Below are 25,865 nucleotides of genomic sequence, written 5' to 3' on the forward strand. Positions count from 1 at the left end.
CACCGCCCGCGACGCCGTCCGTGACACCTTCCGCGGCACCGCCCGCGTCGCCGTCCGTGCCGCCGTCCGTGCCGCCGTCCGTGCCGCCGTCCCCGACGCCGAGGAGCCATTTCATGACCATCGAGACCCCGACCGCCGCCGCGAGCGACCCGATGCCCCTGTCGGACGTCGACCTCGCCGACCTCGACAACTTCACCGACGGGGTCACCCCCTGGCGGATGTTCCACACGCTGCGCCACGAGGACCCGGTGCACTGGCAGCCGGAGGAGGCGCCCGGCTCCGGCTTCTGGGCGGTCACCCGGCACGCGGACATCGCCCGGGTCGACCGGGACGCCGAGACGTTCACCTCGTCCCGGTTCGTCAACCTGGAGGAGCTCGACGACGACCAGATCAAGAAGCGCGCCTCCATCCTGGAGCTCGACGGCGTCCGCCACCGCGCGCTGCGCAGCGTGATCCAGCGCCAGTTCGGCGCGAGCGTGATCAGCAGCTACACGGACTTCCTGCGCGGTCTGACCGCGACCACGCTGGACGCCGCCCTCGCCAAGGGCCGCTTCGACTTCGTCAAGGAGATCTCGGCCGACTTCCCCATCAATGTGCTGGCGCGGTTGCTGGACGTGCCGCCGGAGGACAACCAGCAGCTCATCGACTGGGGCAACCGGATCATCGGCAACACCGACCCGGAGTACGCGGACGTACTGCTGCACAGCGAGGAGAGCGAGCAGTACCGCGACCTGCCGTTCCGCTCCCCCGCCTCGCTGGAGGTGTTCGCCTACGGGCGGGAGCTGGCCCGGCAGCGGCGCGGCAAGGACGGCACGGACCTGGTGTCGAAGCTGGTCAACACCACCCCGCGCGACGGTGTCCCGCTCTCCGCGCGGGACTTCGACAACTACTTCCTGCTGCTGGTGGTCGCCGGCAACGAGACCACCCGGCACACCATCACCCACTCCATGCTGGCCCTGCTCCAGCACCCCGAGCAGCTCGCCCGCCTCCAGGAGGACCCCTCCCTGATCCCCACCGCCGTGGAGGAGTTCCTGCGCTGGGCCTCCCCCGTCTACCACTTCCGCCGCACCGCGACCCGCGACGTCGAGCTCGGTGGCAAACGGATCAAGGAGGGCGACAAGGTCGTCATGTGGTACGCCTCCGGCAACCGGGACGAGGAGGTGTTCGGCAATCCGTACGACTTCGACGTCGCCCGGCAGCACAACGACCACGTCACCTTCGGCAAGGGCAGCCCCCATCTGTGCCTGGGCAATCTGCTCGCCCGCACCGAGATCCGCATCATGTTCGAAGAGCTCATCCCCCGGCTCGCGGGCATCCGTCTCACCGGTGAGGTGCCGCGGGTCCGCTCGAACTTCGTGAACGGCATCAAGAAGCTGCCGGTGGAGGTGACCCTGGCCTGAGTCGTCCGACACTCAGTTCCCCCTCCAGCCTGCACTGAGTGCCATATGCTGCGAGCGAGTGCTACGTTCGCGTCCATGAGCTCCAGCAGCGCGGCAGCGTCCGCGAAGCCGCCCATGCGGGACGCCCTGGTCGCGGCGGCCTTCCAGCTGTTCCTGGAACGCGGGTACGAGCAGACCACCATCGACGACATCGTGGCACTCGCCGGAGTGGGCCGGCGCTCGTTCTTCCGCTACTTCCCCTCCAAGGAGGACGTGGTCTTCCCCGACCACGAGCGCTGCCTGGCCGACATGACCGCGTTTCTCGCCGGGAGCGAGGCGGACGCGGAGCCGGTGCGGCGGGTCTGCGACGCGGCCCGGGTGGTGCTGCGGATGTACGCCGAGAACCCCACCTTCTCCGTGCAGCGCTACCGGCTCACCAAGAAGGTGCCGGGACTGCGGGCCTATGAGCTGTCGGTGGTGTGGCGCTACGAGCGGGCGCTCGCGGAGTACCTCCGCGGGCGCTTCGCAGGGCGGCCCGGCGGGACCCTCCAGGCCGACGTGATCGCGGCCGCGGTGGTCGCCGCGCACAACAACGCACTGCGCTCCTGGCTGCGTTCGGACGGCCAGGACGACCCCGGTGCCACGGTGGACCACGCGCTCGGCTATGTGCAGTCCGCCTTCGTCCGGCCGGGTGCGGCGGAGTCCGACGAGAAGCTCCCGGTACGTCAGGAACGCCCTGTCGTTTCCGTGCGGGCGGAGCGCTCCGGGAGTCCCGAGGACGTGGTCGTGCTCGTCTCCCGGCGCGGGGCCCCGCTGTGGCGCATGGTGCAGGAAATCGAGTCGGCCCTGGGCCGCGACTGAAATTCTGGGTACCGAGTACCTTTACGAGTGACACTCAGTGCCATACTCTGTGGGCGTGCACGGTGGCACGGTGAGCCGCGCACATGCGTGCACGGTCCGCGCCGGCACGCGGGATTCCGGCCGAGCGCAGGGAGTTGACCAGCGTGTACCACCACTCAGGAAGCGTCTTTCATCCGGCGGCCGGCTCCGCGACGAGCGTCCTCGACCCCGCATCCGCGTCCGCCGACACCACGGACGCCCTCGTCTACCAGCGCTGCACCTGGTGCGGCACCGCGATGTACCAACGGCTGCTGTGTCCGGTGTGCCAGGGCAGCGAGCTGCGTACCGAGCGCAGCGAGGGCGCGGGCACGGTCCGGCACTCCACGGTGGTGCACCGCAACACGCCCGCCGCGCGCAATGTGTCGCTGATCGAGATGGCCGAGGGGTTCGTCGTTCGGGGCCGGGTCATGGGTCATCCGGTGGGCATACACAGCGGGGACCGCGTCCGGCTGTCCACGGCCAAGGATCCCGTCCGCGGCGAGCCGGTCTTCCAGCTCCTCGACGAGCCGTACCGCGCCTGGACCTGACGGCCGGGCGGGCGACGCCTGGCATGCGAGGCGCGTGAGGGCCGCTTCCCGAAGGCTCTCGCCCCGGGCTGCGCACCGGCTCCCCACCAGTCTCGGCCATTGTCGCGATCACCCTCTCCGCACAGGCAACCCACAGCCTCTCCTCTCCGTCCTCCGGGGCGCGAGGGACCCCCGGGACGGCCGGGGCGTCCGAACTCGCCGTGCGAGGAGGGGAAACAGTGGTCCGTGCCCGGCGAATATGGGTCACCGCCGCCGCGGTGCTCGCGGTGGCAGGAGGATCCTCGGGATGGTCGGCGCAGGCTCAACAGCCGCCTGAGAGCAAGCCCCTGGCGGCCGTGACCGACGGGAGTCTGCCCCCCGGCTGGCGCATCGCAGGGAAGCCCACGGCACCCCAGTTGGTGTGGCGGTCCTCGGCTCCGGTGCCGATGGGCGACGCCCGGGTGGAATTCCGTTCCGGAGGCCGGTTGTTGGGAGTCCCGGCACCGGGGAAGGACGAGCACACGTTCCGGCTCGGCATCGACGGCGTCCGGCCGGCCGATCTGAAGAGCCTCGAAGTCTGGTCCGGCGGACGGCGGCTGGACGCCGCGGGAGCCACCGGAGCAAGCAGTGCCCGGTCGGCGGCGAGGCCTCCCGCCCCGTTGCCCGCCAATGCCGTGGACCCCGGCAAGCCGGGTTCGTACCGTACGGCGACCGGTGAGTACAGCCTCAAGTCCGTGCGCCTGCCCGGGTTTTCGGCCCCGGTCGAGATGCGTGCCGTGGTGGTGGCGCCGACCGGTGCCACCGGCCGCCGCCCGCTCGCGCTGTTCCTGCACGGCCGCCACTCCACCTGCTACGTCCCGCACGGCGAGGTCACCGGCGAGTGGCCCTGCCCGCGAGGCAGCAAGCCGGTGCCGAGCCACCGCGGCTATCTGAGCGACCAGAAGCTGCTGGCCTCGCAGGGCTATGTGACGGTGTCGATCGCGGCCAACGGCATCAACGGCCAGGACTTCGCCGCCGAGGACGGCGGAGCGCAGGCCCGTTCGTCGCTGGTGCGGCTGCACCTGGCCCAGTGGGCGAACTGGGCCGACCACCCCGAAGCGGCACCGGCCGTCGTACGGAACGCGCCGCGCGCCGACCTGTCCCGGGTGCTGCTGATCGGGCACTCCCGCGGCGGCGAGGGCGTGAACCGGGCCGCGCTGGACAGCCTGTACCCGCCGCCCGCCGACCAGGACGGCTACCACGGCAAGGTGCGCTGGCACATCAGCGGCACCGTCCTCATCGGCCCCACCGTCTTCGGCCAGAACCCGGTGCCCGACGTGCCGTCGACGACGATCCTGCCGGGCTGTGACGGCGATGTCTCCGACCTTCAGGGCGAGGTGTACGTCGACGGCACCCGCGCGGTCAGCAGCGGCACCGCCCTGCACAGCGCGGTCTATGTCATCGGCGCCAACCACAACTACTTCAACACCGAGTGGACTCCGGGCAAGGCACAGGCCCCCGCGGAGGACGACTTCTGGGACGACCCGGACCACCGGGACCCGGTGTGCTCGAAGCGCGCCGCCACCCGGCTGACCCCCGACCAGCAGCACAAGGCCGGTGCCACGTACATCGCGGCCGCGGCCCGGCTGTTCGTAGCCGGTGACGACCGGGTGCGTCCGCTGCTCGACGGCTCGGGACGGCGGGCCCCGTCCGCGGATCCCGCGCGGGTCCTCAGCCACGCGGTCGGCGCCCACCGGGGTGCCGGGTTCCTCCCGGACGGCAAGGTGTCCGTGACCGGCGGCAAACTGTGCTCCGCGGTCGATCCCAGCCCGGCCGTGGCCTGCCTGGGCCGGGGCGCCAAGGGTGCCTCGCCGCACTTCGCGATGTGGGAGACGGACAAGGAGGCAGGGCGGCACGCGATCGCGCTGCGCTGGACGTCCGCCGGTTCCGTCGCGCGGGTGAAGACGGCCGAGCCGCTGTCCCTCAGCGGATCCAAGGCGCTGGCGCTGCGGCTGTTCGTGCCGCCGAACTCCACCGGGACGCAGCTGGACGTGTCCGTCACCGACACCAACGGCCGCCGGGCGACGCTCGGCCGCGCCCATGCGGACGGCCTGCCGGGCAGCGAGAGGACCGCGTCGTACTGGGCCCGCGAGGTGCGGGTGCCGCTCACGGCGGCCACCCGGGCCGGGCTCGATCTGCGGCACATCAAGTCGATGGAGCTGACGGCGCGTTCACGCAAGGGGCAGGCCTGGCTGATGGACGCCTGGGGCTGGCGCCCCGGCACTCCCGCGGTACGGACGGCCGCGCTGCCGCGCGTCGACGTGGGCCGTGCGACGGTGGACGAGGGTGACTCGGGCGTCCGTACCTACCGGGTGCCGGTCCAGGTGTCCGGGCAGGGCAGCGGCCAGGTCCGGGTGTATGTCTTCGACCCCGCGACCGGCACCGCCAAGAACCGGGTCGTGACCGTGCGGCCCGGCGGCCACGACATCGACGTACCGGTCGAGGTGAAGGGCGACACGCGCTACGGCGCGGACGTCCAGCACGACATCGTGGTGAAGGCGATCCACAGTGCGGTCGTCGGCTCCTACCGGGGCGGGATCACCGTGCGCAACGACGACCCCGCGCCCAAGGTCACCGTGACCCCGGTCGCCGACAAGGTGAAGGAGGGCAAGACCCTGAAGTGGCGGCTGTCGCTGTCCGAGGCCGCCGACGTCGACCTCTCGACGGTGTTCACCGCGGTCCCGGTCACCGGAACGGAGCTGTCCACCAAGGACGTGGACCCGCACTGGCTCGCGGAGGCCTCCGTCGCGGATCCCGACCCGGAACGCCCGCTGTCCAAGGCGTCCGTCTATCTGTGGGTGAACGTCCCGGCAGGCCGGACCAGCACCGAGGTCGACCTGCCCACGATCAAGGACCGGGTCACCGAGCCCGATGAGTCCGTGAGCCTGAAGCAGATGGACGACAGCGGCACGCCGCTGCCCGACGGGGTGACGCTGAACGGGACGGTGCTGAACGCGTCCTAGCAGTCCTAGCGGTCTTGGCAGTTCTGGCAGTTCTGACAGTCCTGGCAGCCCCCCGCCCTGAGGGAGCCGAAGCTCCCTCAGGGTGTCAGGGTCACCCGGATCCCGACGGTGCCTTCCCGCCCGTTGCGCAGCCGGCTGCCCAGCAGGGTGAGGCGGCCGATGACGCCGTACTTGCGGGCGATGAGGTCGCGATAGCGGTCGGTCATGGCCGCGTCGCCGATCTCGGCGGTCGCGGGGAGCTGCTCCCCGCTCGGGTTCCCGCGCACGTCGCAGGCCCCGACGAGGACGTCCGCGCGGCGGCGGATCCGCTTGACCTTCCAGGAACCGGCCGCCGTCCACACGCCGAGCGCATCCCCGTCCCGCACCACCCAGACCGGGGTGGCGACCGGTGTTCCGTCCTTGCGGTAACTGGTGACCAGCAGGTACTTGCCCGAGGCGAGCCGGTCCAGCGACGTGTCGTCCATGGGCGGCAGTCTAGGCGGAGGCCCGCCGGCCGAGGAGTTCGAGATAGCGCCGGGCGAAGAGATAGGCGTCTCCCGGCCAGCGTGCCGACAGATAGGTGCCGTCCTGGACGACGAAGGCGTGCGTGTCGTCGGCGGCGGTTCCCCGTCGGGTGAGCACTCTGGGCCCCCGCTCGAACTGGGTGCCCGGGTCGGCGAGCGCGGAGCGCACCTCGTCCTCCACGTACGCCGGGTAGGTGCGGTAGTAGCGGCCGAGGCGCCAGGCGGTGGTCAGATAGGCGCTGCGTTCCATGTACTTGGGCAGACAGGTCGTACGGCGCCCGGCCAGCACGCTGCGGCCGGTGGCCGGGTCCTGGGCCCGGGCCAGGACCAGCACCCCGTGGCAGATGGCGCCGACGGGTCTGCCGAGCGCCCAGAACCGGGCCACCTGCCGCTGGAGTTCGGGCGAACCGAGGTACTGCCGCATACCGGGCGCGTGTCCGCCCGGCAGCAGCAGCCCGTCGAAGTCGTCCACCGTCACCTCGGCCCAGGCGGCCGTGGCCGTGAACTCCGGTGCCGCGGTGAGCTGTTCGTACCACCGCTTGGGCTCGTCGGCCGCTCCGAGCTGTCCGAAGAGGACTCCGGTGAGCAGCCGGGGATCGGCGGCGGGCCGGGTCCCGGCGTGTTCGGTGGCGAGGACCACTTCGTGTCCCGCCTCGGTGAGCAGCCGCCAGGGCACGGCCACCTCGGTCACGTCGAAGTCCCGGTCGGGGACCGGCATCAGCACGCGCATGCGCCCATGATGGCAGCCGCGCCAGGTGTCGATGACACGCCGGTCGGTCTCACCGGAGGGCGGCCGCCATCCTGCGCACGCCGTCCGTGATCAGCTCCGGCGATGTGGCCAGATTCAGGCGTACGTGTCCGGCGCCGCCGGTGCCGAACGGGATCCCGGAGGTGAGGGCGACCCGGCCGCGCTCCAGGAAGACCTCGGCCGGATCGTCGCCCAGACCGAGTGCCCGGCAGTCGAGCCAGGCGAGGTAGGTGGCCTGAGCCGGGCGGTGGCGGACGGCGGGCAGGTGCTCGGCCAGCAACGCGGCGAGCAGCCGCCGGTTGTCGTCGAGGCCGGCCAGCAGCGCGTCCAGCCAGGCGCCACCCTCGGCCAGTGCGGCGGTGTGGGCGATGATGCCGAGATGACTGGGGCCATGGCTCACCTCCTCGGGCAGCCGGGCCAGATCGGCGGCGGCCCGGGGTCCGGCGATCGCGAGCGCGGCCTTCAGGCCGGCCAGGTTCCAGGCCTTCGACGCCGACATCAGTGACAGACCGCTCTCGCCGCCCGGCACGCTCAGATACGGCACGAAGGCGGCGCCCGCGGCGGTCAGCGGGGCGTGGATCTCGTCCGCCACGACGCGCACACCGTGGTGTTCGGCGAGGGCGGCGACGGCGGCCAGCTCATCGGCGGTGTGCACGGTTCCGGTCGGGTTGTGCGGGCTGCACAGCAGATACGCGGCCCGCCCGCCCCCGGCGACGGCCCGCCGGAACGCCTCCTCCAGCCCGTCGAGGTCGATGCGCAGGTCGGCGCCGAGCGGGGCCTGAAGGACTTGCCGGTCCATGTGCTCGACGAACTGGAAGAACGGCGGATAGACCGGCGAGTTGACGACCACCGGGTCGCCTGGCCCGGTGACCAGCCTGAGCATCTCGACGACGCCCAGCATCACGTCCGGCACGATCGCGGTGCGCTCCACGGCCAGACCGTCCCAGCCCCACCGTTTGGCGGCGAAGGCGGCCAGCGCCTCGGCGTAGGCGGTGCCCGCCGGGTAGCCGGTGTCCCCGAGTTCCAGCGCTTCGGTGAGCGCGCGGACGACGGGTGCGGCGAGCGGCACGTCCATCTCGGCGACCCACAGCGGCAGCACGTCCTCGGGGTAGGTGCGCCATTTCATGCTCGTACGACGTCGGAGGCGGTCGAGGGTCAGTGCGCGCAGGGGATTCGGTTCACCTGTCGTCTCGTGCGGGATGCTGGTCATGGGGCTCAAGATAGGGGGCTGCGGGGTGAGCCGGAATCGGGCGCACAGCCCGCCGCGGCCGGCCGCGGCGCCGCTCCGCGCGGCCCCCTGCCGAGGGTGGAAAACCCCGGACGTACGACGGAGATCAACTCGGGCGTCTAGATTGCGTGTTGACGCTGTACTCGCACCAGGCCCCAGGAGCTGACCCCGTGACCGACAACCCGGCAGCCACGAACGAAGTCGCCGCCTCGCTGCGCGCCCGCATCCACACCGACCAGCCGCACACCGCCCGGATCTGGAACTACTGGCTCGGCGGCAAGGACAACTACGAGGTCGACCGCGCGGCCGGCGACCAGATCCGTCAGCTGCACCCCGGCATCGGCGAGTACGCCCGCGCGGACCGGCTCTTCCTCGGGCGCGCCGTGCGGCATCTGGTCGGCGACGTCGGCATACGCCAGTTCCTCGACATCGGCACCGGGCTGCCCACCGCCGACAACACGCACGAGGTCGCCCAGAGCGTCGCCCCGGAGTCCCGGATCGTGTACGTCGACAACGACCCGCTCGTCCTCGCCCATGCGCGTGCCCTGCTCACCAGCACGCCCGAGGGCCGTACCGACTACCTGGACGAGGACCTCCGCAATGTCGACGCGATCCTGGAGCACGCGTCCAGCACGCTGGACTTCAGCAAGCCCGTCGCGCTGATGCTGCTCGGCGTGGTCATCTTCGTCGGCGACGACGAGGACCCGTACGGCCTGGTGCGCGGGCTGGTGGACCGGCTGCCGTCCGGCAGCCACCTCGTGCTGTCGCACACCATCACCAGCCCGTCGATGCCGGACGTGGACGAGGCGGTCAAGTTCTGGAACGAGCACGGCACGCCCAAGCTCACCCAGCGCACCCCCGAGGACGTCGCCCGGTTCTTCGACGGCCTCGAACTGCTGGAGCCGGGCGTGGTGTCCTGCTCGCGCTGGCGGCCTGAGAACACGGACGGTACCGAGCCGGAGGAAGTGGCCATGTTCAGCGGGGTGGCCCGCAAGGCCTGAGAAGATCACCCATGGGGTGAACACCGTCGCGCCGGGCCACGTATGCATGGAAGGGCGCTCAACGACCGGAGGGCCCCGCGGTGTTGACACCGCGCGTTCACGGTTCGGGAGCCATGCATGAGGCACGCACGACGACGGGTCGTCCGGCGGGTGACGCAGCTGGCGGCGGTCGGCGGACTCCTTCTGGGAGGCGCGATGGTCACCACGGCCATGGCGAGCGAGACTCCCGGTACGTCCGCCCTCCCGCTCAGCTCGGCCGATACGGCCGGGAACACCGGCGCCGCCCTGGTGTCCAGGCTGGGCACCGCCCGTACGGCGGGCAGCTGGGTCGGCGCCGACGGCCGCCCGGTCGTCGCGGTCACCGACGAGCGGGCGGCGGCGGAGGTGAAGCGGGCGGGGGCCGAGGCGAAGATCGTGTCGCACAGCATGAACGAGCTCAAGTCGGCCACCGCCACGCTGCGTTCGGCGCCCCGGGTGGCGGGCACGGCCTGGGCGGTGGACTACCGGACGAACCGGGTGGTGGTCGAGGCGGACCGGACCGTCTCCGCCGCGGACTGGTCCCGGATGACCCGGGTCGCCACGGGCATCGGCAGCTTCGTGGAGATGAACCGCACCGAGGGCAGGTTCACCACGCGCCTGAACGGGGCGCAGCCCATCCTGTCGACCGGTGGGCGCTGTTCCCTGGGCTTCAATGTCACCAACGGGCGCAGCGACTTCATCCTCACCGCCGGGCACTGCGGTCCCCCCAACACCATCTGGTTCGGGGACAACCAGGGCAACCAGCAGCTGGGCACGACGGTCAACACCAATTTCCCGGGCAGCGACTTCTCGCTCATCCAGTACGCGTCCGGCAAGGCCGGCCAGGGGGCCGACGTGGTCGCCGTCGGCGGCGGGAAGGGCGTGCTGATCACCGGGGCGGCCGATCCGACGGTCGGCCAGCGGGTGTTCCGCAGCGGAAGCACCAGCGGGCTGCACGACGGCCAGGTGACCGCGCTCAACGCGACCGTGAACTATCCCGAGGGCACGGTCACCGGACTCATCCAGACCAACGTGTGCGCGGAGCCGGGCGACAGCGGCGGCCCGCTCTTCTCCGAGGGCATCGCGCTCGGTGTGACCTCGGGCGGCAGCGGCGACTGCACCACCGGCGGTACGACGTTCTTCCAGCCGGTGACGAAGGCGATGTCCGCGCTCGGCGTCCAGCTGATCGTCTCCAAGCAGAACGCCAACGGCGGCCAGAACGCCGCACCGTCCGGCGCGCCGTCCACCGCGGCCGGCCAGGGCTCGGTGGCGCCCAGCGCGGCCTCACCGGGGTCCGCGGCCCCGGTCACCGGCACCACGGACGGCGCGACGCTGCTGTCCCGGCTCACCGACACCCGCAACGTCGGTCCCGGTCTGCTGGTCATCGCGGGCAGTCTGATCGCCCTGGTGGCGACCCGGTACTTCCGCGCGGAGGCGGACCGCCGGGCGTATCAGCGGTATTACTCGGCGACCTGGGGTTGATCCACCCCGGCGGGCTAATACTCTTGGTGATCGCTCCGGCACGAGCCGCTCCGGCCGGGTCAGACGTTTCACGGCCCTGCGACTTGTGAAAAATCATCTCAAGAGGTCCCCAAAGGGGAGATTATTCGTGAACAGCCCCACCGACGAGCACGGTTACGCGGACATAGACGTCGACCGCACGGGTCAGGCAGAGGCCTTCGACGCCATCGGCAACCGCTACGACGAGGCGTTCCCGCACAAGGACGGACAGATCGCCGCCACCGAGTGGCTCATCGAGTCCCTGCCGGCCGGGTCCCGCACGCTGGACCTGGGCTGCGGCACCGGGCTTCCCACCGCGGGTCAACTGGTGGGCGCCGGCTTGGAGGTCGTCGGCGTCGACCTGTCGGCGGGGATGCTCGACCTGGCCCGCCGGAACGTGCCCGAGGCTCGGTTCCACCAGCTCGACCTCGCGGACCTGCGGCCCGGCGGCCCCCGCGACCTCGGCCGCTTCGACGCGGTCGCGGCCTTCTTCTCCCTGCTCATGCTGCCGCGCGCGGAGATCCCCCTCGCACTGCGGACCATCCACCATCTGCTGGCTCCCGGCGGGCTCCTGGCGTTGTCGATGGTGGAGGCGGACGTGGACGACTTCACGATCCCGTTCATCGGGAGCACCATCCGGGTGTCCGGCTATCTGCGGGAGGAACTGCGCGAGGTGGTCGTGACGGCGGGCTTCGAGATCGTCGGGGAGACCTCGTACAGCTACGCGCCGGCGAGCGGGGACGTGCAGCCCGAGGAGCAGATCTTCCTGCGCTGCAAACGGAGGCAACACGGGTGACGAAGCAGATCGGAGCCCCCGAGCGCCCCGGCAGCGGGAAGGGGCGGCGCTCAGGCCGCCCGCGACGGGGACGGGGCCGCTGCGGACCACTCCAGGACCAGGCGCCGGTACTCCTCGCGCTGCTCGACGGTCAGTGTCCCGCCCGACCGGAGCCACAGGGCTCTGATCTCCTCGTTGACCTCCGCGGCCGATCGCTCGGAGGCGGCTTCAACAGTGGTGGACATGATGTGAAGCATATGCCGGTGAACGTGAAGGCGATGTGAGTAAGTACGAGCTATCCGGACATTTCAGACCGTGTTGCTCATCACGTCCATCTGTCAAGGAGCACAGGTGAGTTCACCCCTCGGCTGAACCGAGCACCAGGACCTGGATGGCGAGTACGGCCGCCCCGCGGGCCCAGTCGTGGAAGTCGGAGACCTTGGTCTCCAGGTCGACCGGCGCGGCCAGCGGATGGCGGCGGGCCCGCACGGCCTCGTCCACGACGGCGCCGGCCACACTCATCAGGCCGACCCCCTCCCCGGCGAGCAGGATGCGCTGCGGCATCGCGAAGTTGGCGATCTGGGCGACCAGCGTGCCCAGCGCCCGCGCCGCCTCGTCGATCACCCGGGAGGCCATGGGCTCGCCCGCGGCGGCGGCCGCGAGAATCTCCTCGTACGACGCGTCGCGGCCGGTGGCGGCCCGGACCTGATAGCGGATGCTGGGGATCGCGAGGAGCGACACGGCGCTGCCGCGTTCACCGTCGGGGGTCAGGGGGCCGCTCGGGTCGATGATCCAGTGGTGGGCGAAGCCACGGTCCTGTTCGGCGAACGGCACCCGTCTGCCGCCCAGCACCAGCCCGTATCCGATGCCCGCCCCGACGGTCAGCACGGCGAAGCGGTCGAGCCCACGCCCGGCGCCGAACCAGGTCTCGGCCTCGACCAGGGCGGCGACGTCGTTCTCCACCACCACGGGCAGCCTCGTGCGCTCCTCGACCAGCGCCGCCAGGGGGACGTCCCGCCAGCCCAGGAAGGGCGAATCCCCGACGACGGCACGGTCCCGCACATGACCGCCCGCCCCGATGCCGATCCCCGCGAGGGCCGGGAAGCGCTCGGCCAGCCGGGCGGTCATCTCCCCCAGCAGATCGGCGACTTCAGCGGGCTGATGGGTGGTCAGCGGCCGGTCGAGACGGGCGACGACATCGCTCCTGAGGGTGGTGACGACGCCGTAGACCATCTCGGCGGTGATCTTGAAGCCGAGGAAGAAGCGTGACTCCGCGACGATGTCCAGCGGCTGCGACGGCCGCCCCTGGCGCACCTGTGCGTCGGCGCCCGCCTCGGGCACCTCGACGAGCAGCCCCGACTCGATCAGCGGCTTGGTCAGCCGGGTGAGGCTGCCCGCCGAGAGGTCGAGCCGGCGGGCCAGCCCGGCCCGCGACAGCGGCCCGTTGACGAGCACCTCGATCGCCACGGAGCGCTCCCCGGGACTCAGCGGCTGCCAGCTGACGGCATGAGTGGTCATGATGTTCTCGCAGAGTTTCTTTCGCTTCGGAAGCAACAGGGCCACCCTAGGCCGAAAGGATCCGGATGAGAATGACATCCACGCGGCCATTGACGACTGGATTGTTCTGCCTCAAAAGTAAGTAGCCATGACATTCTCTGTAGGCATCGTCGGAGCCGGCCAGTTCTCCGGTCAGTTCGCCAAGCTGTTCCTCGCCCACCCGGGGGTGAGCGAGGTGTATGTGACCGACCTCCTGCCCGAGCGCGCCGGGCGCGTTGCCGCCGCCGAGGGACTGACCGGCACCTTCCCCTCGTACGAGGCGATGCTGGAGTCGCCGGCGGTCGACGCGGTCGCGATCTTCACCCAGCGCTGGACGCACGGTCCGCTGGTCGTCCAGGGCCTGGACGCCGGCAAGCACGTCTACTCCGCGGTCCCCATGGCGATCAGCACGGAGGAGATCGCGGCGATCATCGACAAGGTCCGGGCCACCGGGCTGACGTACATGATGGGCGAGACCAGCCAGTACAACCCGGCGACCGTGCACGCCCGCAACCAGATCGCCGACGGCGCCTTCGGGCGGCTCTTCTACGCCGAGGGCGACTACGTCCACGACATGGACCTCGGCTTCTACGACGCCTACCGCTACAGCGGCGGGGAGAACTGGAAGGCGACGGCCAGCTATCCCCCGCTGCTCTACCCGACGCACTCGGTGGGCGGGGTGCTCGGCGCCTGGCGCACGCACGCGGTGAGCGTCTCCGCGATCGGCGTGCGGGACGAGCGCGGGGACGGGGTGTTCGACCAGGAGGTCAGCCAGTTCGGCAACGACATCTCCAACGCGACCGCGCTGTTCGAGGTGGCGGGCGGCGGCTCGTTCCGCACCAACGAGTTCCGGCGGGTGGGCTACCCGTCCCACATCCGCGAGTCCCGGTTCCGGTTCTTCGGCACGGAGGCGAGCATGGAGCAGCTCGCGACGGTGGCCCTGTGGCAGGACAAGAACGGGGTGAAGGACATCTCCGAGCTGCTGGAGCCCAAGGCGACCGTGTCCCCCGACGATCCGTCGCTCCAGCACATCGCCCCGGAGCTGCGGGCCGCGTTCACCTCCGGCTCGGCGCCGGTGCACGACCGGTCACGGCTGCCGCGGGAGTTCGACCACCTGCACAACGGGCACGAGGGCAGTCACCACTTCCTGGTCGACGACTTCGTGACGGCCGTGAACACGCGCACACTGCCGTCGGTCGACGCGTGGGTCGCCGCCCGCTACACCCTGCCGGGCATCATCGCGCACGAGTCCGCGCGGCAGGGCGGTGTCAGGCTGGAGATCCCGGACTTCGGGGACGCCCCGGAGAACTGAACCGAGGGGCTGTGAAGCGCCGGGCCGGGTGCCCTCAGGTGCCCGGCTTGCGGCCGTACACGTAGACGTCGTCGCCGGTCTTCAGCAGCGACCAGTACTTCTTGGCGGTGGTGGTGGTCATGTTGACGCAGCCGTGCGAGCCCGGCGGGTTCCACATGCTGAGACCCACCGAGTGGAAGGCCTGGCCGCCGTCGAAGAACTGGCTGTAGGGCATCGGCACGTTGTAGATGGACGAGACGTGGTCGATGTCCCGCCAGTAGATCTTCTTCAGACCGGTGCGGGTGGTGTACCCCTTACGGCCGGTACGGACCGGGACCGGGCCGTAGACGAGCTTGTTCCCGTCCTGGATCCAGGACAGCTGGAGCGTCAGGTTCACACAGGCGATGCGCCCCTTGTTGGTGGGGCACTTGCCTTCCTTGTTGGGGTTGCTGCCGACGGCCTTCTGCTTGTTCATGAGGTCCATCACGCCCCAGGTGACGGGACCCGCGTAGCCGATGGCGGGCGTGATGCCGTGCTTGTTCTGGAAGGCCTGGATGGCCTTGCAGTCGGTGGCGGACTGCTTGCCGTCGACCGGGCGGCCGAGGAACTTCTCCACCTGCTTCTGGTACGGCCCGGCCTGCGTGGTGCAACTCGCGGCCGCCTGGGCCGGTTCCGTGGTGAGCGCGATGGTGAGCGGCGCCACCAGTGCGGTGATGCCGAGCGCCACGACGCCTCGTCTGCGTATGTCCCCCATGACGGGTGCATCCCTTCCGCGATGTCTACGGTCTCCGAGATCTAGACCTGTGGGCGACGCCATAGGTTGCAGGCGCCGGTCAGGTTGTGACGAAACGGTCGACTTCACTCGTCCGGGGACGGCCCCAGCGCCGTGCGGAAACCGGTGTTGACTGCGGTGAGTCCGCCGTCGACGCGGAGCGTCGTGCCGGTGATCCAGGCGGCGTCGCGGGAGGCGAGGAAGGCCACGGCGGCGGCGATGTCCTCCGGTTCTCCGACGCGGCCGAGCGGGTACAGGGCGCGGACGGCTTCGAGTTCGTCGTCCCGCCCCTCCCAGGCGGAGGTGCGGACCGTGCCCGGCTGCACCAGGTTGACCCGGACGCCACGGGCCGCCGCGTGTCCGGCGAGGGTGCGGGTCAGGGAGCCGAGTCCGGCCTTGGCCGCGCTGTAGGCGTGGTTGCCGAAGTCCTGTTCGGCGTTGACGGAGCCGATGCTCACGACGGCGCCCCGGCCGGATGCGGCCAGGTGCGGGAGGGCGGCGCGGCAGCAGCGGTAGGCGCCGGTGAGGGTGACGTCGAGGTCGAGGGCCCAGGCGTCGTCCGGCTCGTCCTCGAAGAGGGGCACGTCGGGGGTGCAGTGCGCGGCACTGTTGACCAGCACGTCGAGCGAGCCGAAGGATGCGACGGCTTGGGCGACGGCCGCCTCCACGGAGCCCCGGTCGGCCACGTCGCAGACGAACGCCCGTACCACCAGGCCCTGTTCGCCCAAGGCGGCCGCCGTCCTCTGCGCCTCGGGCAGGTCCCGGTCGGTCACCAGTACCCGTCCGCCCTCCTCGGCCAGCCGCCGGGCGACGGCCGCGCCGATGCCGCGGGCCCCGCCCGTGACCAGAACTCCGTGTCCTTCGAACCGCTTGAGGTCAGTCATGGGCGAAACCTAATCCCGTACCGGGCGGCAGGGCGGCTAGCGTGCGCACATGTCCGCGTTCATGCAGCAACTCCCCGCCCTGATAGGCGTCGTGATCGGCGCGCTCGGCTCGTACCTGGCGGTCGTCAGGGGTGATCGGGCCCGGTTCCGGCGCGAGCAGGCGGCGCGCTGGGAGGAGCGCAGGTTCGCGGTGTACGCCGACTACGCCCGCACGCTGAAGAAGTCGGTCACACTGACGTACCGGCTGGCGGCCCACTTCGAGATCGACCCGCACCCGCATCCCCTGACGCCGGAGGAGGCGAAGCCGTTGCTGGCCGAGGCGGCCATCGCCCGGGATCCGTCCGGGGAGGCGCTGATCCTGCTGGGCAGCCCGACGGTGGTGGAGAAGGCCCGGACGTGGGTCGTGCTGGTGATGGAGATGGAACGGTACCTGCGGGAGGAGCAACGGGAGGAGCAGCGTGATCCGGCGACGTGGCAGGCGTTGCTGGAGCGGCAGCGCGCCGGCCGCGAGGGCTACTACGCCGCCGTTCGCGAGGATCTTGCGCTGCCGCCCGGTCACTCCGCGCGCTGGCCCCTCCCCCAGCCGTGAGTCACCGGTAACCGGTCACGTCCGCCGGTCTGCCCGCGTCCTGCACCTCGACGAGATAGCGCCATGCGTCGGGGCGGCTGCCGTCCAGATCCGTGAAGCCGTACTCCTGGGCGAGTCCGCCGCTGGACAGGGACTGCCCGTTCCAGCGGGCCACCTCGGGGTCGGCGGCGAGGGCGGTGACGGCGCGGCCGACGAAGCGCGGGGTCTCCGAGATGGCGAAGTGCGGGACCCGGTCGAGGGCGTCCGGCCAGTTGTCCTCGGTGACCCCGAAGTGTTCGAGCATGATCTCCGAGCGCAGCCAGCCGGGGGTCAGCGCGACGGCGGTGGCACCGCGTGGGCCCAGTTCATGGGCCAGGGCGAAGCCCATGCGCAGGACGGACGTCTTGGCCAGGTCGTAGAAGAAGTTCACCCGGTAGGTGTCGCGGTTGTACTCCGCGGTCCCGTCGGTGACCTCCACGACCAGGCCGCCCGGGTGCCGCAGGAGCAGCGGCAGTGCGTGGTGGCTGGTGATCGCATGGGTCTCGACCGCGAGCCGGAGCAGTCGGAGCCCGTTGTCCAGGTCGTGCTCCCAGACCGGGGTGTCCCACTCGAAGAGGTTCTCGCCGCCCCAGATGTCGTTGACCAGCACGTCCAGGCGGCCCTGCTCGTCCGCGACGCGGTCCACGAGCGCGCGTACCGCGGCCGGCCGCAGATGGTCCGTCGGTACGGCGATGCCGTGGCCGCCGGCCGCGGTGACCAGGTCGGCGGTGTCCTCGATGGTCTCGGGGCGGTCGTACTCCGAGCGCCGGGCGCGGGTGCTGCGTCCGGTGACGTAGACGGTGGCGCCGGCCGCGCCGAGTTCCACCGCGATCCCGCGTCCCGCGCCCCGTGTCGCCCCGGCGACCAGCGCGACCTTTCCCTCCAGCGGACCTGGCATGTCCGGCCTCCCGTACCCGTACGACTGCTGTCGCCGTACACACTGACGGGAAAGCCGGACATCTTCTGTCGCCTTTTTGCCGGGGCGCTCAGTGGCCCCGGGCGATCCACTCCTCCAGGTGAGGCGCCTCCTCGCCGATGGTCGTCGAGTCGCCGTGGCCGGTCAGGACCTTCGTCTCGGGCGGGAGGGTGAGGAGCCGGTCGCGGATCGACTCGATGATCGTCGGGAAGTGCGAGAAGGTGCGTCCGGTGGCGCCGGGGCCGCCCTTGAAGAGGGTGTCGCCGGTGAAGACGGTGGCCAGGCCGGGGTCGTACAGACACACCGCGCCCAGTGAGTGGCCGGGAGTGTGCAGCACGGTCAGGTCGAGGCCGGGCCCCTCGATGACCTGTCCGTCGGCCAGATGGGCGTCGGGCTCCCGGTCCGGGTGGGTCAGCTTCCACAGCGGCAGGTCGTCCGGGTGGAGCCAGATCCTGGCACCCGTCAGGTCCGCGAGGGCGGGCGCGGCGTCGATGTGGTCGTTGTGGGCGTGGGTGCACACGATGGCGGTCAGCCGGCGGTCCGCCACGGCGTCGGCGATGGCCGCGGCGTCGTGCGCGGCGTCGATGACGACCACCTCGCGTTCGTCGCCCACGATCCATACGTTGTTCTCGACGTCCCAGGTGCCGCCGTCGAGCGTGAACCGGCCGGAGGTGACGAGGCGTTCGATGCGCGTGGTCATCAGAGCACCACCACCGAGCGCAGGACGTCGCCCTGGTGCATCCGGTCGAACGCCTTCTCCACCTCGTCGAGCCGGATGGTCTCGGTCACGAACGCCTCCAGGTCGAGACGGCCCTGGAGGTGCAGGTCGATCAGCATGGGGAAGTCGCGCGAGGGCAGGCAGTCGCCGTACCAGGAGGACTTCAGGGCACCGCCGCGGCCGAAGACGTCCAGGAGCGGGAGTTCGAGCTTCATCTCCGGGGTGGGCACCCCGACGAGGACGACCGTGCCGGCCAGGTCGCGGGCGTAGAAGGCCTGCTTGTACGTCTCCGGGCGGCCGACCGCCTCGATGACGACGTCGGCGCCGAAGCCGCCGGTGAGCTCGCGGATCGCCTCGACGGGGTCGGTCTCCTTCGAGTTGACCGTGTGCGTGGCGCCCATGGCGCGCGCCTTGTCCAGCTTCCGGTCGTCGATGTCGACGGCGATGATCTTCGCCGCGCCGGCCAGCCGCGCCCCGGCGACGGCCGCGTCCCCGACTCCGCCGCAGCCGATCACGGCGACCGAGTCGCCACGGCCGACCTGGCCGGTGTTGATCGCGGCACCGATGCCGGCCATCACACCGCAGCCCAGCAGTCCGGCGACCGCCGGGGAGACGGCCGGGTCGACCTTGGTGCACTGCCCTGCCGCGACCAGGGTCTTCTCGGCGAAGGCGCCGATGCCGAGCGCCGGGGAGAGTTCCTGGCCGCTCGATGCCAGGGTCATCCGCTGCTGGGCATTGTGGGTGTTGAAGCAGTACCAGGGGCGGCCGCGCAGACAGGCCCGGCAGTTCCCGCACACCGCGCGCCAGTTGAGGATCACGAAGTCCCCGGGCGCCACGTCGGTGACGCCCTCGCCGACCGACTCCACGACCCCGGCCGCCTCGTGGCCGAGCAGGAAGGGGAACTCGTCGTTGATGCCGCCCTGCTTGTAGTGCAGGTCGGTATGGCAGACGCCGCACGCCTGGACGCGTACGACCGCTTCTCCCGGCCCCGGGTCCGGCACCACGATCGTCTCGACCCGCAGCGGCTGGTCCTTCCCCGGTGCGATCACGCCGCGTACTTCCTGCGCCATGGCCTGGCCCCTTCCATCGCTGTGCCTGTCCTTCGACCCTACGCGTGACTGATCGGTAACGGCACGGAGCGCAACGGCGTCATGGATCTTTCGTTCATGCCGTCCGACGCGTCGTCCGGGGCACCGCTACGCCAGCGACAGGAACAGCTTCTCCAGCCGTGCCTTCATCCGCTCCGTCGTCTCGCCGTCCGACCGGTTCCCGTCGGCGTCGGTCAGGCACTGCTGCAGTCCGGTCGCGATGATCGCGAACCCGGCCCGGTCCAGCGCGCGCGAGGCCGCGGCGAGCTGGGTGACCACGTCCTCGCAGTCACGCCCCTCCTCGATCATCTTGATCACACCGGAGATCTGCCCCTGCGCCCGGCGCAGCCGGTTCAGCACCGACTTCAGCTCATCACCCTCGAACCGCAGCTCCACAGCCAACTCCGTTCATATACCCTCAGGGGTATTTTACCCGCCCCTGGGGTCACCGGCCGCCCACCCGTCACCAGGAAGGATCACATCCACCGGGCCGGTGGAGTTGCCACGGGCGAGGGCCGCAGCAGCCCTCGAGGCGCCCGACGTAGCCTGAGTGCTCCACCCGACTCCGGACGAGGAGCACCGTGAGCGACGCTGCGACGGACACGGAGAGCGAGCCGCCCGTGTGGCGGCTCCTTCTCGGATACGTACGGCCCCACCGGTGGGCCCTGTTGACGGGCGCGCTGCTCGCCCTCGTCACCGGGGCGACCGGGCTGCTGCTCCCGCTCGTGGCCCGGGGACTGATCGACGACCTGGCGCACGAGCGCTCCATCACCGGACCGTTGCTCGCGATGGCGTGCCTGGTCGTCGCCAACGCGGCGCTTGGCGCGCTGGGTTCGTATGTGCTGCGCCGCACCGCGGAGTCGGTCGTGCTCGGCGCCCGGCGCTCCCTGTCCTCGTATCTGCTGCGGCTGCGGATCACGGCCGTGGACCGCACCGAGCCGGGCGATCTGATGGCCCGGATCACCTCGGACACCACCCTGCTGCGCGAGGTCACCACCGACTCGCTGGTCGCCCTCGGCACCGGCGGGCTCACGCTCGTCGCCACGGTGGTGATGATGGGCGTCGTCGATCCGGTGCTGCTCGGGGTCACGGTGGCGGTGATCGCGGGCGCGGGCACGGTGCTCGGTGCGATCGTGCCGCGCATCAACCGGGCGAGCCGGCAGGCCCAGGACGCGGTCGGTGTGATGGGCGCCTCGCTGGAGCGGACCCTCGGCGCGCTGCGCACGGTGAAGGCGTCGGGAGCCGAGCACCGCGAGGAGCGGACCCTGCACGCGGCCGCCGAGGAGTCGTGGCGGCAGAGCGTGCGCGCCGCCAAGTGGTCGGCCGCGGCGGGCAACACGGCCGGGCTCGCGATGCAGATCGCCTTCATCACCGTCCTCGCCGTGGGCGGGGCACGGGTGGCGACCGGGGCGATCGGCATCGGCACCCTGGTGGCGTTCCTGCTGTACGTCTTCTATCTGATGTCGCCGATCCAGCAGGTCGTCGGCGCGATCACGCAGTACCAGACCGGCGCCGGGGCACTGGCCCGCATCCAGGAGGCGCTGCGGCTGCCCGCCGAACCGGCCGCCGCCCCGGCCCCCCTGCCGTCCGCGGGGGCCGAGCCCGCCTCCCTCGTCTTCACGGACGTCCGCTTCCGGTACGCCGACGACCTGCCGTATGTGCACCACGGGGTCAGCTTCGCGATACCGGCGCGCGGGATGACGGCGTTCGTGGGCCCGTCCGGCGCGGGCAAGACGACGGTGTTCTCCCTCATCGAGAGGTTCTACGACCCCAAGTCCGGAGACATCACGCTGGACGGCAGGAGCCTGGCGGACTGGGAGCTGCCCCGGCTGCGCTCGGCCATCGGATATGTGGAGCAGGACGCACCGGTGCTGTCCGGATCGCTGCGGGACAACCTGCTGCTCGGCAATCCGGAGGCGGACGAGGACAGTGTGGCGCGGGTGGTGAAGACGACACGGCTGGACGACCTGGTCGCCAGGCTGCCGCTGGGACTGGACACACTGGTCGGGCACCGGGGGACCAAGCTGTCGGGCGGCGAGCGCCAGCGCGTCGCCATCGCCCGCGCCCTGCTGCGCCGCCCCCGGCTGCTGCTCCTGGACGAGGCGACCTCGCAGCTGGACGCGGTGAACGAGGCAGCTCTGCGCGACACGGTCGCGGACGTGGCGCGGTCGACCACCGTCCTGGTGGTCGCGCACCGGCTGTCCACGGTGACGATGGCCGACCGGATCGTCGTGATGGACGCGGGCCGGGTGCGCGCGGTGGGCACGCATCGGGAGCTGGTGGCCGCCGATCCGCTCTACGCGGAGCTGGCGGCGACGCAGTTCCTCGCGACGGCGGGCTGACCCGCGCCCCTCAGTGCCGGATGCGGACGTGGGCCCCTCGGCCCCGGACACGGCCGTGGGCCGCCCGGTTCCGGACGGCCCACGATGCGGGGGGTTGTGGCGCGGCGCCGGCTACTGGACGGCGGGCAGCAGACCGGTCACCGGGGCGACCAAGTCGGTGACCTGGTGCAGCTGGTTCAGGTCGTTCAGCCCGTTCATCGAGTGCAGCTGGTCGGCGACCCGGGGCACCTCCGCCCGGCGCTCCGCCGGGATGTCGCTGACGGCGAGCGAGTCGAGCATGGCGATCGGATTGATCTTCCCGTTGTCCGGTGCGCTCGCGTCGGCCGCGTTCGCCAGCGGTGCGGCGAGGCCCGTGACCCCGGCGGCAAGACCGACGGCGGCGACGATACGTCGTGTTGAGATCATGCTTTCAGCAACGTGCCGCGGCCCCGCGCGGACACGGGCGCACGGCTGCCCTCACCCGACAGGCGGAGCGCCCGGCTGCGCTTGCCGAGGCCGCCGGGGCGGAGGAGGCTCGTAGCAGGGGTCCTCACGGCTCGTCCCCCGTCGGGCCGCGGGCTCTCGAAGGAGGTCACCATGGGCACCGCGACAGGCTCCACCTTCGACACCGAGACACTGCGCCGGGGCATAGAGGGGAACACCGGGAACACCCTGCTGGCGCTCTACGCGGACGACGCCGAGATCCGCATCATCGACCGCAACAGCCAGCCCAGCCATCCCAAGGTCCTGCACGGCCGGCCCGCGATAGCCGAGCTGCTCGACGACGTCTACAGCCGCGACATGACCCACAAGCTGGAGCAGTGCATCATCCAGGGCGAACACGCCGCCTTCACCGAGTCCTGCGAGTACGCCGACGGCGTCCGGGTCCTCGCCGAGTCGATGATCACGCTGCGCGAGGGCAAGATCGCCGAACAGATCATGATCCAGGCATGGGACGAGTAGGCAGAGGGGTCGCGAGAGTCCAGGTCACGTCTCGACTGACCTGGACCTTCTCGGCCCGGGCCGTGGCGGGGCGGGCGCGGGGTGGCCGGCTTCGGCGGCCACGACCAGTTTCCGCAGCAAATCGGCTAGTGTCCGCCGCTCTTCTTCGGTCAGTGCTGCGAGCAGCGCGCCCTCGCCCGCGTCCTCCGACACCGCGTGCGCTTCGAACGCGGCATGGCCGGCGCTGGTGAGCCGCACCCGTACCCGCCTGCGGTCGCCCCTCTCATGGGTACGCGTGATCAGCCCGGCCTCCTCGACGGGGGCGAGTCGTGCGGACAGCGCCCCACGGGTCAGCCCGAGCAGCTCCGCCAGCCGTGACGGGCTCGCCTCGTAGGGCGGTCCCGTCCTGCGCAGCATCAACAGCAGTTTGTACTGCCCGTGCTTGAGCCCGCCGGTGTCCAGTGCGTCCCGGCGGGCCTGCGCGTTGTGCCGGGCCAGGATCGCCAGCCGGGCGACGATCGCCTCCTTGAGGGGGTCCAGCCAGTCCAACTCCCTGGTCCAGACGGCCACGTGCCGGTCGACCGAATCCTCCATCGCCTGCCTCCCGCAGTAGTTTTCTTGTGGATGATTTCCTCCATAACTACCTTCCCCCGCATGACACTTGCACCGAGAACCCTCAGCACGGTCGTGGACATCGGCCAACTCCTCGCCGCCGCCCGCGAGCTGCGGCTCACGGGCCGTTGGGAGCGGGCCGACCGCCTGCTGGACTCGGCGGCCGTCAACGAGCCGGCCGCCCGCGCCCGGATCGCCCTCGCCGCCGCCGAAGTGGCCCTGGAGCGGGACTGGTTCGCCGGTACCGACACCGCGGCGGAGCGCATCACGCAGGCGGAGAAGGTGGTCCCGGACGGCGACTGGGACCTGGCCTTCCTCCGGCTGCGGCGCGACTACGGCCGGCTGCTCCTGGTCGGCGGCGTGCTGAGCCTCGGCCCGGCGGGCAAGGACCCCGAGTCGCTCACCGCACTGCGGGAGGGGGCGCGGGCACTCCACGAGCGCGCCCCGGACGAGGAGCGCCGGGGCTGGTCCTCGATGTACCTCGGCCTGATCACGGACAACCACTTCGCCGACCGCGCCGCCGCCCCCGCCCACTACACGGCCGCCCTGCGGGCCGCCGAGGCCGGCCCCGACGACCTGCTGGCCCGCGAGGCCCTGCGGCACCTCGGCGACCACGACCACGACGCCGGCGAGCACGACCTGGCCTTGGACCGCTGGCGCCGGGCCACCGCCCTGGGCGCCCGCGCGGGCACGGTGCCCGGCACGCTCTCCCAGCAGCTGCTGCTCGCCGTACTGGCCCGTGACACCGGCGACGAGGCCGGGGCCCGCGCGCTGGCGACGGAGATCGCCCGCTGGGCGGAGGCGATCGGCGCCGGCCGGCTCCACGCACAGGCCACCGCGTTCCTGGCCGGGACGGACCCGACGGCACCGCCTCCCGGGGACGGCTCCTGACCGCCGTACGGCGCATGTGATCAGCGCATCCAGGCGCGGTACTCCATGACGTCGCCGGCCCGCACGCCGTACTCGGGCTCGTCCTCGGTGAACGTGGACTCCAGTCCGAGGACGGCGCCGGTGGCCGGGTCCAGGACCAGCATCCGGCGGTTGCCCTTCGTGTCGTACACATACGCCTGACCGGTCCGCCCCAGCCGGTCCGTCACCTGTCCGACGGCCCGCAGGCCCTTGGCGTCCGCCAGGAGCCGGACGAGCGCCGCCGACTCGCGGGCGCCGAGCGTCCAGTGGTCCAGCAACTCCTCGGTGGCGTCGAGGAGTTCGGGAGTCGCCAATGCCTCGCCGCGAACCGTCTCCGCCAGGTACGAGCGCAGGCGTACGACGTCGTGCGGGGGCGTGGCCTCGGGCGGGGCGTCGCTCCAGCTCGGCGGATACGTCCGCCGGCCGAGGACATGACCGTCCTCGACCATGCGCGGCTCACCGCCCTCGTCGGTGAGGACCGGGCGGCCGGGGTGACGCGGGTCGGTCGCCACGACGAGTTCCGTATGGCTGTCGTCCGCCCGCCAGCGCACGATCCGCTCCTCGGGGAGGGTGACGGGCGGCTTGTCGTCGCTCATCCCGAGGCTCCAGGACTGCACGTGCGTGCCCTTGCGGAGCTTCGGGGAGCCGTCAGCGGCGGTCGCCTCGGCCAACTCGGCCAGTTGCTTCAGGGGTACGGGGGTGGAGTGGGCCCGCACGGTCAGCGGGCGGGGCGCGGCGACGGCGGGAGCGGTGCCGGGCCCACTGAACAGCACGGCCAGGACGGTCCCCACCACGACGACGGTGCCACCGAGAGCCCACACCAGCCGCGGGCGCCAACGGCGGCGGCCGGGCTCCGCATCGTGCAGCAGCCGATTCAGCCGCCGCTCGGCCCGATGGTCCAGCGGCCCCTCACCGAAGTGGGCACCGTCGACCGGCACCGGGTTGGCGCGGCGCAGGAGTTCGAGTTCATCAGCCATGACGGTGTTCCTTCTCCGCGCCCTGTGGGAAGGCCCCGTCGGCAGCGTCGGTCGTCATCGATCCCCTCGGAAGCGCCCTGCCGACGGCCAGGGCCCGGCTGCGGGCGGGGAGTTCAGTGGTCATGCCCGTGCCCCCTCGACGGTTTCGCCGGTGTCGTGCTCGGTGGTGGCGGCGGGGCGCATGGTGTCGATCTGGGCCCTGAGCCGACGGCGGGCGCGGTGCAGTCGCATCGCCGCCGCCCGGCTGCCGCAGCCGAGGGCCACGGCGACCTCGTCGATGCCGAGTTCCTCCCAGGCCGTCAGGCGCAGTACCTCCTGGTCCGCGGGAGAGAGGCGGGCGAGCGCGTCGTGCACCCAGGCGCCGGGTCCCTCGGTGTCCGGGCTCTGCACGATCTGCCGTCCGTGCGCGCTCTCGTCGTTGCCCAGCCGGTCCACCAGCCTGCGCCGGCGTCCATGACCGCGTACCGCGTTCGCCAGGCAGTTGCGTGCCACGCCGTACAGCCAGGGCAGCGGCGCCGCAGGCAGGTCCGCCCGGCGCCGCCAGGCCACCGTGAACACCTCCGCCACCACTTCCTCGACCTCGTCGGTCCGCCCGCCCAGTCGCCGCGCGACATAGCGGCTGACCGCCCAGTAGTGCTCGCGATAGGCAGCGGCGAAGATCTCGTCGTTGCTCATGTTCCGTTCGTGTCCGGCACCCTCACGATCGTCACACCCTTTTCCGTGATTCTCGTC

General features: G+C 71.5%; 28 protein-coding genes. 12 read left to right on the forward strand and 16 right to left on the reverse strand.

Annotated elements, in window-relative coordinates:
* The first annotated feature begins 113 nt into the window (after positions 1–113).
* The 4 genes from AB0I54_RS23215 to AB0I54_RS23230 all read left to right on the forward strand — a co-directional run bounded on the left by AB0I54_RS23215 (position 114) and on the right by AB0I54_RS23230 (position 5,787).
* A complete protein-coding gene (locus AB0I54_RS23215; protein WP_363298010.1) occupies positions 114–1,400 on the forward strand; it encodes a cytochrome P450 in 1,287 nt (428 codons plus the stop codon).
* Positions 1,401–1,475: 75 nt separating this feature from the next.
* Entirely contained in the window at positions 1,476–2,240 is a 765-nt protein-coding gene (locus AB0I54_RS23220) for a TetR family transcriptional regulator (protein ID WP_363298011.1), read from the forward strand.
* A 143-nt stretch (positions 2,241–2,383) separates the two neighbouring features.
* Positions 2,384–2,806 (forward strand): zinc ribbon domain-containing protein, encoded by a 423-nt coding sequence (locus tag AB0I54_RS23225; protein WP_363298203.1) that lies wholly within the window; start codon positions 2,384–2,386, stop codon positions 2,804–2,806.
* Positions 2,807–3,024: 218 nt separating this feature from the next.
* Complete coding sequence (locus AB0I54_RS23230; RefSeq protein WP_363298012.1) at positions 3,025–5,787, forward strand: hypothetical protein; 2,763 nt, start codon at positions 3,025–3,027, stop codon at positions 5,785–5,787.
* Between the two features lie 77 nt (positions 5,788–5,864).
* Here the strand turns inward: AB0I54_RS23230 and AB0I54_RS23235 are convergent, their stop codons facing one another.
* Genes AB0I54_RS23235 through AB0I54_RS23245 form a run of 3 tightly spaced genes read right to left on the reverse strand, consistent with a single transcriptional unit; the run spans position 5,865 to position 8,248 of the window.
* The gene (locus AB0I54_RS23235; RefSeq protein WP_363298013.1) at positions 5,865–6,251 is read right to left on the reverse strand and encodes a PPOX class F420-dependent oxidoreductase; all 387 of its coding nucleotides are present in this window, start codon (positions 6,249–6,251) and stop codon (positions 5,865–5,867) included.
* A gap of 10 nt (positions 6,252–6,261) precedes the next feature.
* The gene (locus tag AB0I54_RS23240) at positions 6,262–7,020 is read right to left on the reverse strand and encodes a type 1 glutamine amidotransferase domain-containing protein (protein WP_363298015.1); all 759 of its coding nucleotides are present in this window, start codon (positions 7,018–7,020) and stop codon (positions 6,262–6,264) included.
* Positions 7,021–7,069: 49 nt separating this feature from the next.
* Positions 7,070–8,248 carry an aminotransferase class I/II-fold pyridoxal phosphate-dependent enzyme gene (locus AB0I54_RS23245; protein ID WP_363298016.1) on the reverse strand — a complete coding sequence of 393 codons (1,179 nt, stop codon included), beginning with the start codon at positions 8,246–8,248 and terminating at the stop codon, positions 7,070–7,072.
* A 188-nt stretch (positions 8,249–8,436) separates the two neighbouring features.
* Between AB0I54_RS23245 and AB0I54_RS23250 the strand changes: the two genes are divergently transcribed.
* The 3 genes from AB0I54_RS23250 to AB0I54_RS23260 all read left to right on the forward strand — a co-directional run bounded on the left by AB0I54_RS23250 (position 8,437) and on the right by AB0I54_RS23260 (position 11,581).
* A complete protein-coding gene (locus AB0I54_RS23250; protein ID WP_363298017.1) occupies positions 8,437–9,267 on the forward strand; it encodes an SAM-dependent methyltransferase in 831 nt (276 codons plus the stop codon).
* A 117-nt stretch (positions 9,268–9,384) separates the two neighbouring features.
* Positions 9,385–10,767, forward strand: coding sequence for a S1 family peptidase (locus tag AB0I54_RS23255; RefSeq protein WP_363298018.1), 1,383 nt, complete (start codon positions 9,385–9,387; stop codon positions 10,765–10,767).
* A gap of 127 nt (positions 10,768–10,894) precedes the next feature.
* Positions 10,895–11,581 (forward strand): class I SAM-dependent methyltransferase, encoded by a 687-nt coding sequence (locus AB0I54_RS23260; RefSeq protein ID WP_363298019.1) that lies wholly within the window; start codon positions 10,895–10,897, stop codon positions 11,579–11,581.
* A 50-nt stretch (positions 11,582–11,631) separates the two neighbouring features.
* Here the strand turns inward: AB0I54_RS23260 and AB0I54_RS23265 are convergent, their stop codons facing one another.
* The gene (locus AB0I54_RS23265) at positions 11,632–11,817 is read right to left on the reverse strand and encodes a hypothetical protein (protein WP_363298020.1); all 186 of its coding nucleotides are present in this window, start codon (positions 11,815–11,817) and stop codon (positions 11,632–11,634) included.
* Positions 11,818–11,917: 100 nt separating this feature from the next.
* The gene (locus AB0I54_RS23270; RefSeq protein WP_363298021.1) at positions 11,918–13,078 is read right to left on the reverse strand and encodes an ROK family transcriptional regulator; all 1,161 of its coding nucleotides are present in this window, start codon (positions 13,076–13,078) and stop codon (positions 11,918–11,920) included.
* A 127-nt stretch (positions 13,079–13,205) separates the two neighbouring features.
* Between AB0I54_RS23270 and AB0I54_RS23275 the strand changes: the two genes are divergently transcribed.
* Positions 13,206–14,408, forward strand: coding sequence for a Gfo/Idh/MocA family oxidoreductase (locus AB0I54_RS23275; RefSeq protein WP_363298022.1), 1,203 nt, complete (start codon positions 13,206–13,208; stop codon positions 14,406–14,408).
* A gap of 34 nt (positions 14,409–14,442) precedes the next feature.
* Here the strand turns inward: AB0I54_RS23275 and AB0I54_RS23280 are convergent, their stop codons facing one another.
* Positions 14,443–15,141, reverse strand: a complete 699-nt coding sequence (locus tag AB0I54_RS23280) for a L,D-transpeptidase (RefSeq protein WP_363298023.1) — start codon at positions 15,139–15,141, stop codon at positions 14,443–14,445.
* Between the two features lie 104 nt (positions 15,142–15,245).
* Entirely contained in the window at positions 15,246–16,043 is a 798-nt protein-coding gene (locus AB0I54_RS23285; protein ID WP_363298024.1) for an SDR family NAD(P)-dependent oxidoreductase, read from the reverse strand.
* 49 nt (positions 16,044–16,092) lie between these two features.
* Here AB0I54_RS23285 and AB0I54_RS23290 point away from each other — a divergent pair, with 49 nt between their 5' ends.
* Positions 16,093–16,632, forward strand: a complete 540-nt coding sequence (locus AB0I54_RS23290; RefSeq protein ID WP_363298025.1) for a hypothetical protein — start codon at positions 16,093–16,095, stop codon at positions 16,630–16,632.
* Between the two features lies 1 nt (position 16,633).
* On the opposite strand, the gene AB0I54_RS23295 is transcribed toward AB0I54_RS23290, so the two are convergent.
* The 4 genes from AB0I54_RS23295 to AB0I54_RS23310 form a co-directional block, all read right to left on the reverse strand.
* Complete coding sequence (locus AB0I54_RS23295) at positions 16,634–17,548, reverse strand: SDR family oxidoreductase (protein WP_363298026.1); 915 nt, start codon at positions 17,546–17,548, stop codon at positions 16,634–16,636.
* Between the two features lie 88 nt (positions 17,549–17,636).
* Positions 17,637–18,266 (reverse strand): MBL fold metallo-hydrolase, encoded by a 630-nt coding sequence (locus AB0I54_RS23300; protein ID WP_363298027.1) that lies wholly within the window; start codon positions 18,264–18,266, stop codon positions 17,637–17,639.
* Positions 18,266–19,354: an S-(hydroxymethyl)mycothiol dehydrogenase gene (locus AB0I54_RS23305; protein WP_363298028.1), complete on the reverse strand. Its 1,089-nt coding sequence runs from the start codon at positions 19,352–19,354 to the stop codon at positions 18,266–18,268. Before AB0I54_RS23305 ends, AB0I54_RS23300 begins: the two co-directional genes overlap by 1 nt.
* Positions 19,355–19,480: 126 nt before the next feature.
* A complete protein-coding gene (locus tag AB0I54_RS23310) occupies positions 19,481–19,768 on the reverse strand; it encodes a metal-sensitive transcriptional regulator (protein WP_363298029.1) in 288 nt (95 codons plus the stop codon).
* A 185-nt stretch (positions 19,769–19,953) separates the two neighbouring features.
* Here AB0I54_RS23310 and AB0I54_RS23315 point away from each other — a divergent pair, with 185 nt between their 5' ends.
* A complete protein-coding gene (locus AB0I54_RS23315) occupies positions 19,954–21,714 on the forward strand; it encodes an ABC transporter ATP-binding protein (protein ID WP_363298030.1) in 1,761 nt (586 codons plus the stop codon).
* Positions 21,715–21,825: 111 nt separating this feature from the next.
* Here AB0I54_RS23315 and AB0I54_RS23320 read toward each other — a convergent pair whose 3' ends face one another.
* Complete coding sequence (locus AB0I54_RS23320; RefSeq protein WP_363298031.1) at positions 21,826–22,119, reverse strand: hypothetical protein; 294 nt, start codon at positions 22,117–22,119, stop codon at positions 21,826–21,828.
* A 171-nt stretch (positions 22,120–22,290) separates the two neighbouring features.
* Here AB0I54_RS23320 and AB0I54_RS23325 point away from each other — a divergent pair, with 171 nt between their 5' ends.
* A complete protein-coding gene (locus AB0I54_RS23325) occupies positions 22,291–22,656 on the forward strand; it encodes a nuclear transport factor 2 family protein (RefSeq protein ID WP_363298032.1) in 366 nt (121 codons plus the stop codon).
* A gap of 24 nt (positions 22,657–22,680) precedes the next feature.
* Here AB0I54_RS23325 and AB0I54_RS23330 read toward each other — a convergent pair whose 3' ends face one another.
* Entirely contained in the window at positions 22,681–23,229 is a 549-nt protein-coding gene (locus AB0I54_RS23330) for a MarR family transcriptional regulator (protein ID WP_363298033.1), read from the reverse strand.
* 60 nt (positions 23,230–23,289) lie between these two features.
* Between AB0I54_RS23330 and AB0I54_RS23335 the strand changes: the two genes are divergently transcribed.
* Positions 23,290–24,138 carry a hypothetical protein gene (locus tag AB0I54_RS23335; RefSeq protein WP_363298034.1) on the forward strand — a complete coding sequence of 283 codons (849 nt, stop codon included), beginning with the start codon at positions 23,290–23,292 and terminating at the stop codon, positions 24,136–24,138.
* A gap of 20 nt (positions 24,139–24,158) precedes the next feature.
* Here the strand turns inward: AB0I54_RS23335 and AB0I54_RS23340 are convergent, their stop codons facing one another.
* Genes AB0I54_RS23340 through AB0I54_RS23350 form a run of 3 tightly spaced genes read right to left on the reverse strand, consistent with a single transcriptional unit; the run spans position 24,159 to position 25,808 of the window.
* Complete coding sequence (locus AB0I54_RS23340; RefSeq protein ID WP_363298035.1) at positions 24,159–25,133, reverse strand: CU044_5270 family protein; 975 nt, start codon at positions 25,131–25,133, stop codon at positions 24,159–24,161.
* The gene (locus AB0I54_RS23345) at positions 25,126–25,257 is read right to left on the reverse strand and encodes a hypothetical protein (RefSeq protein ID WP_363298036.1); all 132 of its coding nucleotides are present in this window, start codon (positions 25,255–25,257) and stop codon (positions 25,126–25,128) included. The genes AB0I54_RS23340 and AB0I54_RS23345 overlap by 8 nt, the downstream gene beginning before the upstream one ends.
* Entirely contained in the window at positions 25,254–25,808 is a 555-nt protein-coding gene (locus AB0I54_RS23350) for a sigma-70 family RNA polymerase sigma factor (RefSeq protein WP_363298037.1), read from the reverse strand. Before AB0I54_RS23350 ends, AB0I54_RS23345 begins: the two co-directional genes overlap by 4 nt.
* Positions 25,809–25,865 lie beyond the last annotated feature (57 nt).

The sequence above is a fragment of the Streptomyces sp. NPDC050625 genome (genome assembly GCF_040654755.1).
Lineage (GTDB): Bacteria > Actinomycetota > Actinomycetes > Streptomycetales > Streptomycetaceae > Streptomyces.

Excerpts from the sequence above, each read along its gene's own strand:
- AB0I54_RS23240 (WP_363298015.1), bottom strand. The coding sequence starts at position 7,020 with ATGCGCGTGCTGATGCCGGTCCCCGACCGGGACTTCGACGTGACCGAG.
- AB0I54_RS23285 (WP_363298024.1), bottom strand. The coding sequence starts at position 16,043 with ATGACTGACCTCAAGCGGTTCGAAGGACACGGAGTTCTGGTCACGGGC.
- AB0I54_RS23300 (WP_363298027.1), bottom strand. The coding sequence starts at position 18,266 with ATGACCACGCGCATCGAACGCCTCGTCACCTCCGGCCGGTTCACGCTC.
- AB0I54_RS23350 (WP_363298037.1), bottom strand. The coding sequence starts at position 25,808 with ATGAGCAACGACGAGATCTTCGCCGCTGCCTATCGCGAGCACTACTGG.
- AB0I54_RS23290 (WP_363298025.1), top strand. The coding sequence starts at position 16,093 with ATGTCCGCGTTCATGCAGCAACTCCCCGCCCTGATAGGCGTCGTGATC.
- AB0I54_RS23345 (WP_363298036.1), bottom strand. The coding sequence starts at position 25,257 with ATGACCACTGAACTCCCCGCCCGCAGCCGGGCCCTGGCCGTCGGCAGG.
- AB0I54_RS23220 (WP_363298011.1), top strand. The coding sequence starts at position 1,476 with ATGAGCTCCAGCAGCGCGGCAGCGTCCGCGAAGCCGCCCATGCGGGAC.
- AB0I54_RS23280 (WP_363298023.1), bottom strand. The coding sequence starts at position 15,141 with ATGGGGGACATACGCAGACGAGGCGTCGTGGCGCTCGGCATCACCGCA.
- AB0I54_RS23255 (WP_363298018.1), top strand. The coding sequence starts at position 9,385 with ATGAGGCACGCACGACGACGGGTCGTCCGGCGGGTGACGCAGCTGGCG.
- AB0I54_RS23295 (WP_363298026.1), bottom strand. The coding sequence starts at position 17,548 with ATGCCAGGTCCGCTGGAGGGAAAGGTCGCGCTGGTCGCCGGGGCGACA.
- AB0I54_RS23320 (WP_363298031.1), bottom strand. The coding sequence starts at position 22,119 with ATGATCTCAACACGACGTATCGTCGCCGCCGTCGGTCTTGCCGCCGGG.
- AB0I54_RS23275 (WP_363298022.1), top strand. The coding sequence starts at position 13,206 with ATGACATTCTCTGTAGGCATCGTCGGAGCCGGCCAGTTCTCCGGTCAG.
- AB0I54_RS23270 (WP_363298021.1), bottom strand. The coding sequence starts at position 13,078 with ATGACCACTCATGCCGTCAGCTGGCAGCCGCTGAGTCCCGGGGAGCGC.
- AB0I54_RS23340 (WP_363298035.1), bottom strand. The coding sequence starts at position 25,133 with ATGGCTGATGAACTCGAACTCCTGCGCCGCGCCAACCCGGTGCCGGTC.
- AB0I54_RS23265 (WP_363298020.1), bottom strand. The coding sequence starts at position 11,817 with ATGCTTCACATCATGTCCACCACTGTTGAAGCCGCCTCCGAGCGATCG.
- AB0I54_RS23325 (WP_363298032.1), top strand. The coding sequence starts at position 22,291 with ATGGGCACCGCGACAGGCTCCACCTTCGACACCGAGACACTGCGCCGG.
- AB0I54_RS23245 (WP_363298016.1), bottom strand. The coding sequence starts at position 8,248 with ATGACCAGCATCCCGCACGAGACGACAGGTGAACCGAATCCCCTGCGC.
- AB0I54_RS23335 (WP_363298034.1), top strand. The coding sequence starts at position 23,290 with ATGACACTTGCACCGAGAACCCTCAGCACGGTCGTGGACATCGGCCAA.
- AB0I54_RS23330 (WP_363298033.1), bottom strand. The coding sequence starts at position 23,229 with ATGGAGGATTCGGTCGACCGGCACGTGGCCGTCTGGACCAGGGAGTTG.
- AB0I54_RS23305 (WP_363298028.1), bottom strand. The coding sequence starts at position 19,354 with ATGGCGCAGGAAGTACGCGGCGTGATCGCACCGGGGAAGGACCAGCCG.
- AB0I54_RS23215 (WP_363298010.1), top strand. The coding sequence starts at position 114 with ATGACCATCGAGACCCCGACCGCCGCCGCGAGCGACCCGATGCCCCTG.
- AB0I54_RS23235 (WP_363298013.1), bottom strand. The coding sequence starts at position 6,251 with ATGGACGACACGTCGCTGGACCGGCTCGCCTCGGGCAAGTACCTGCTG.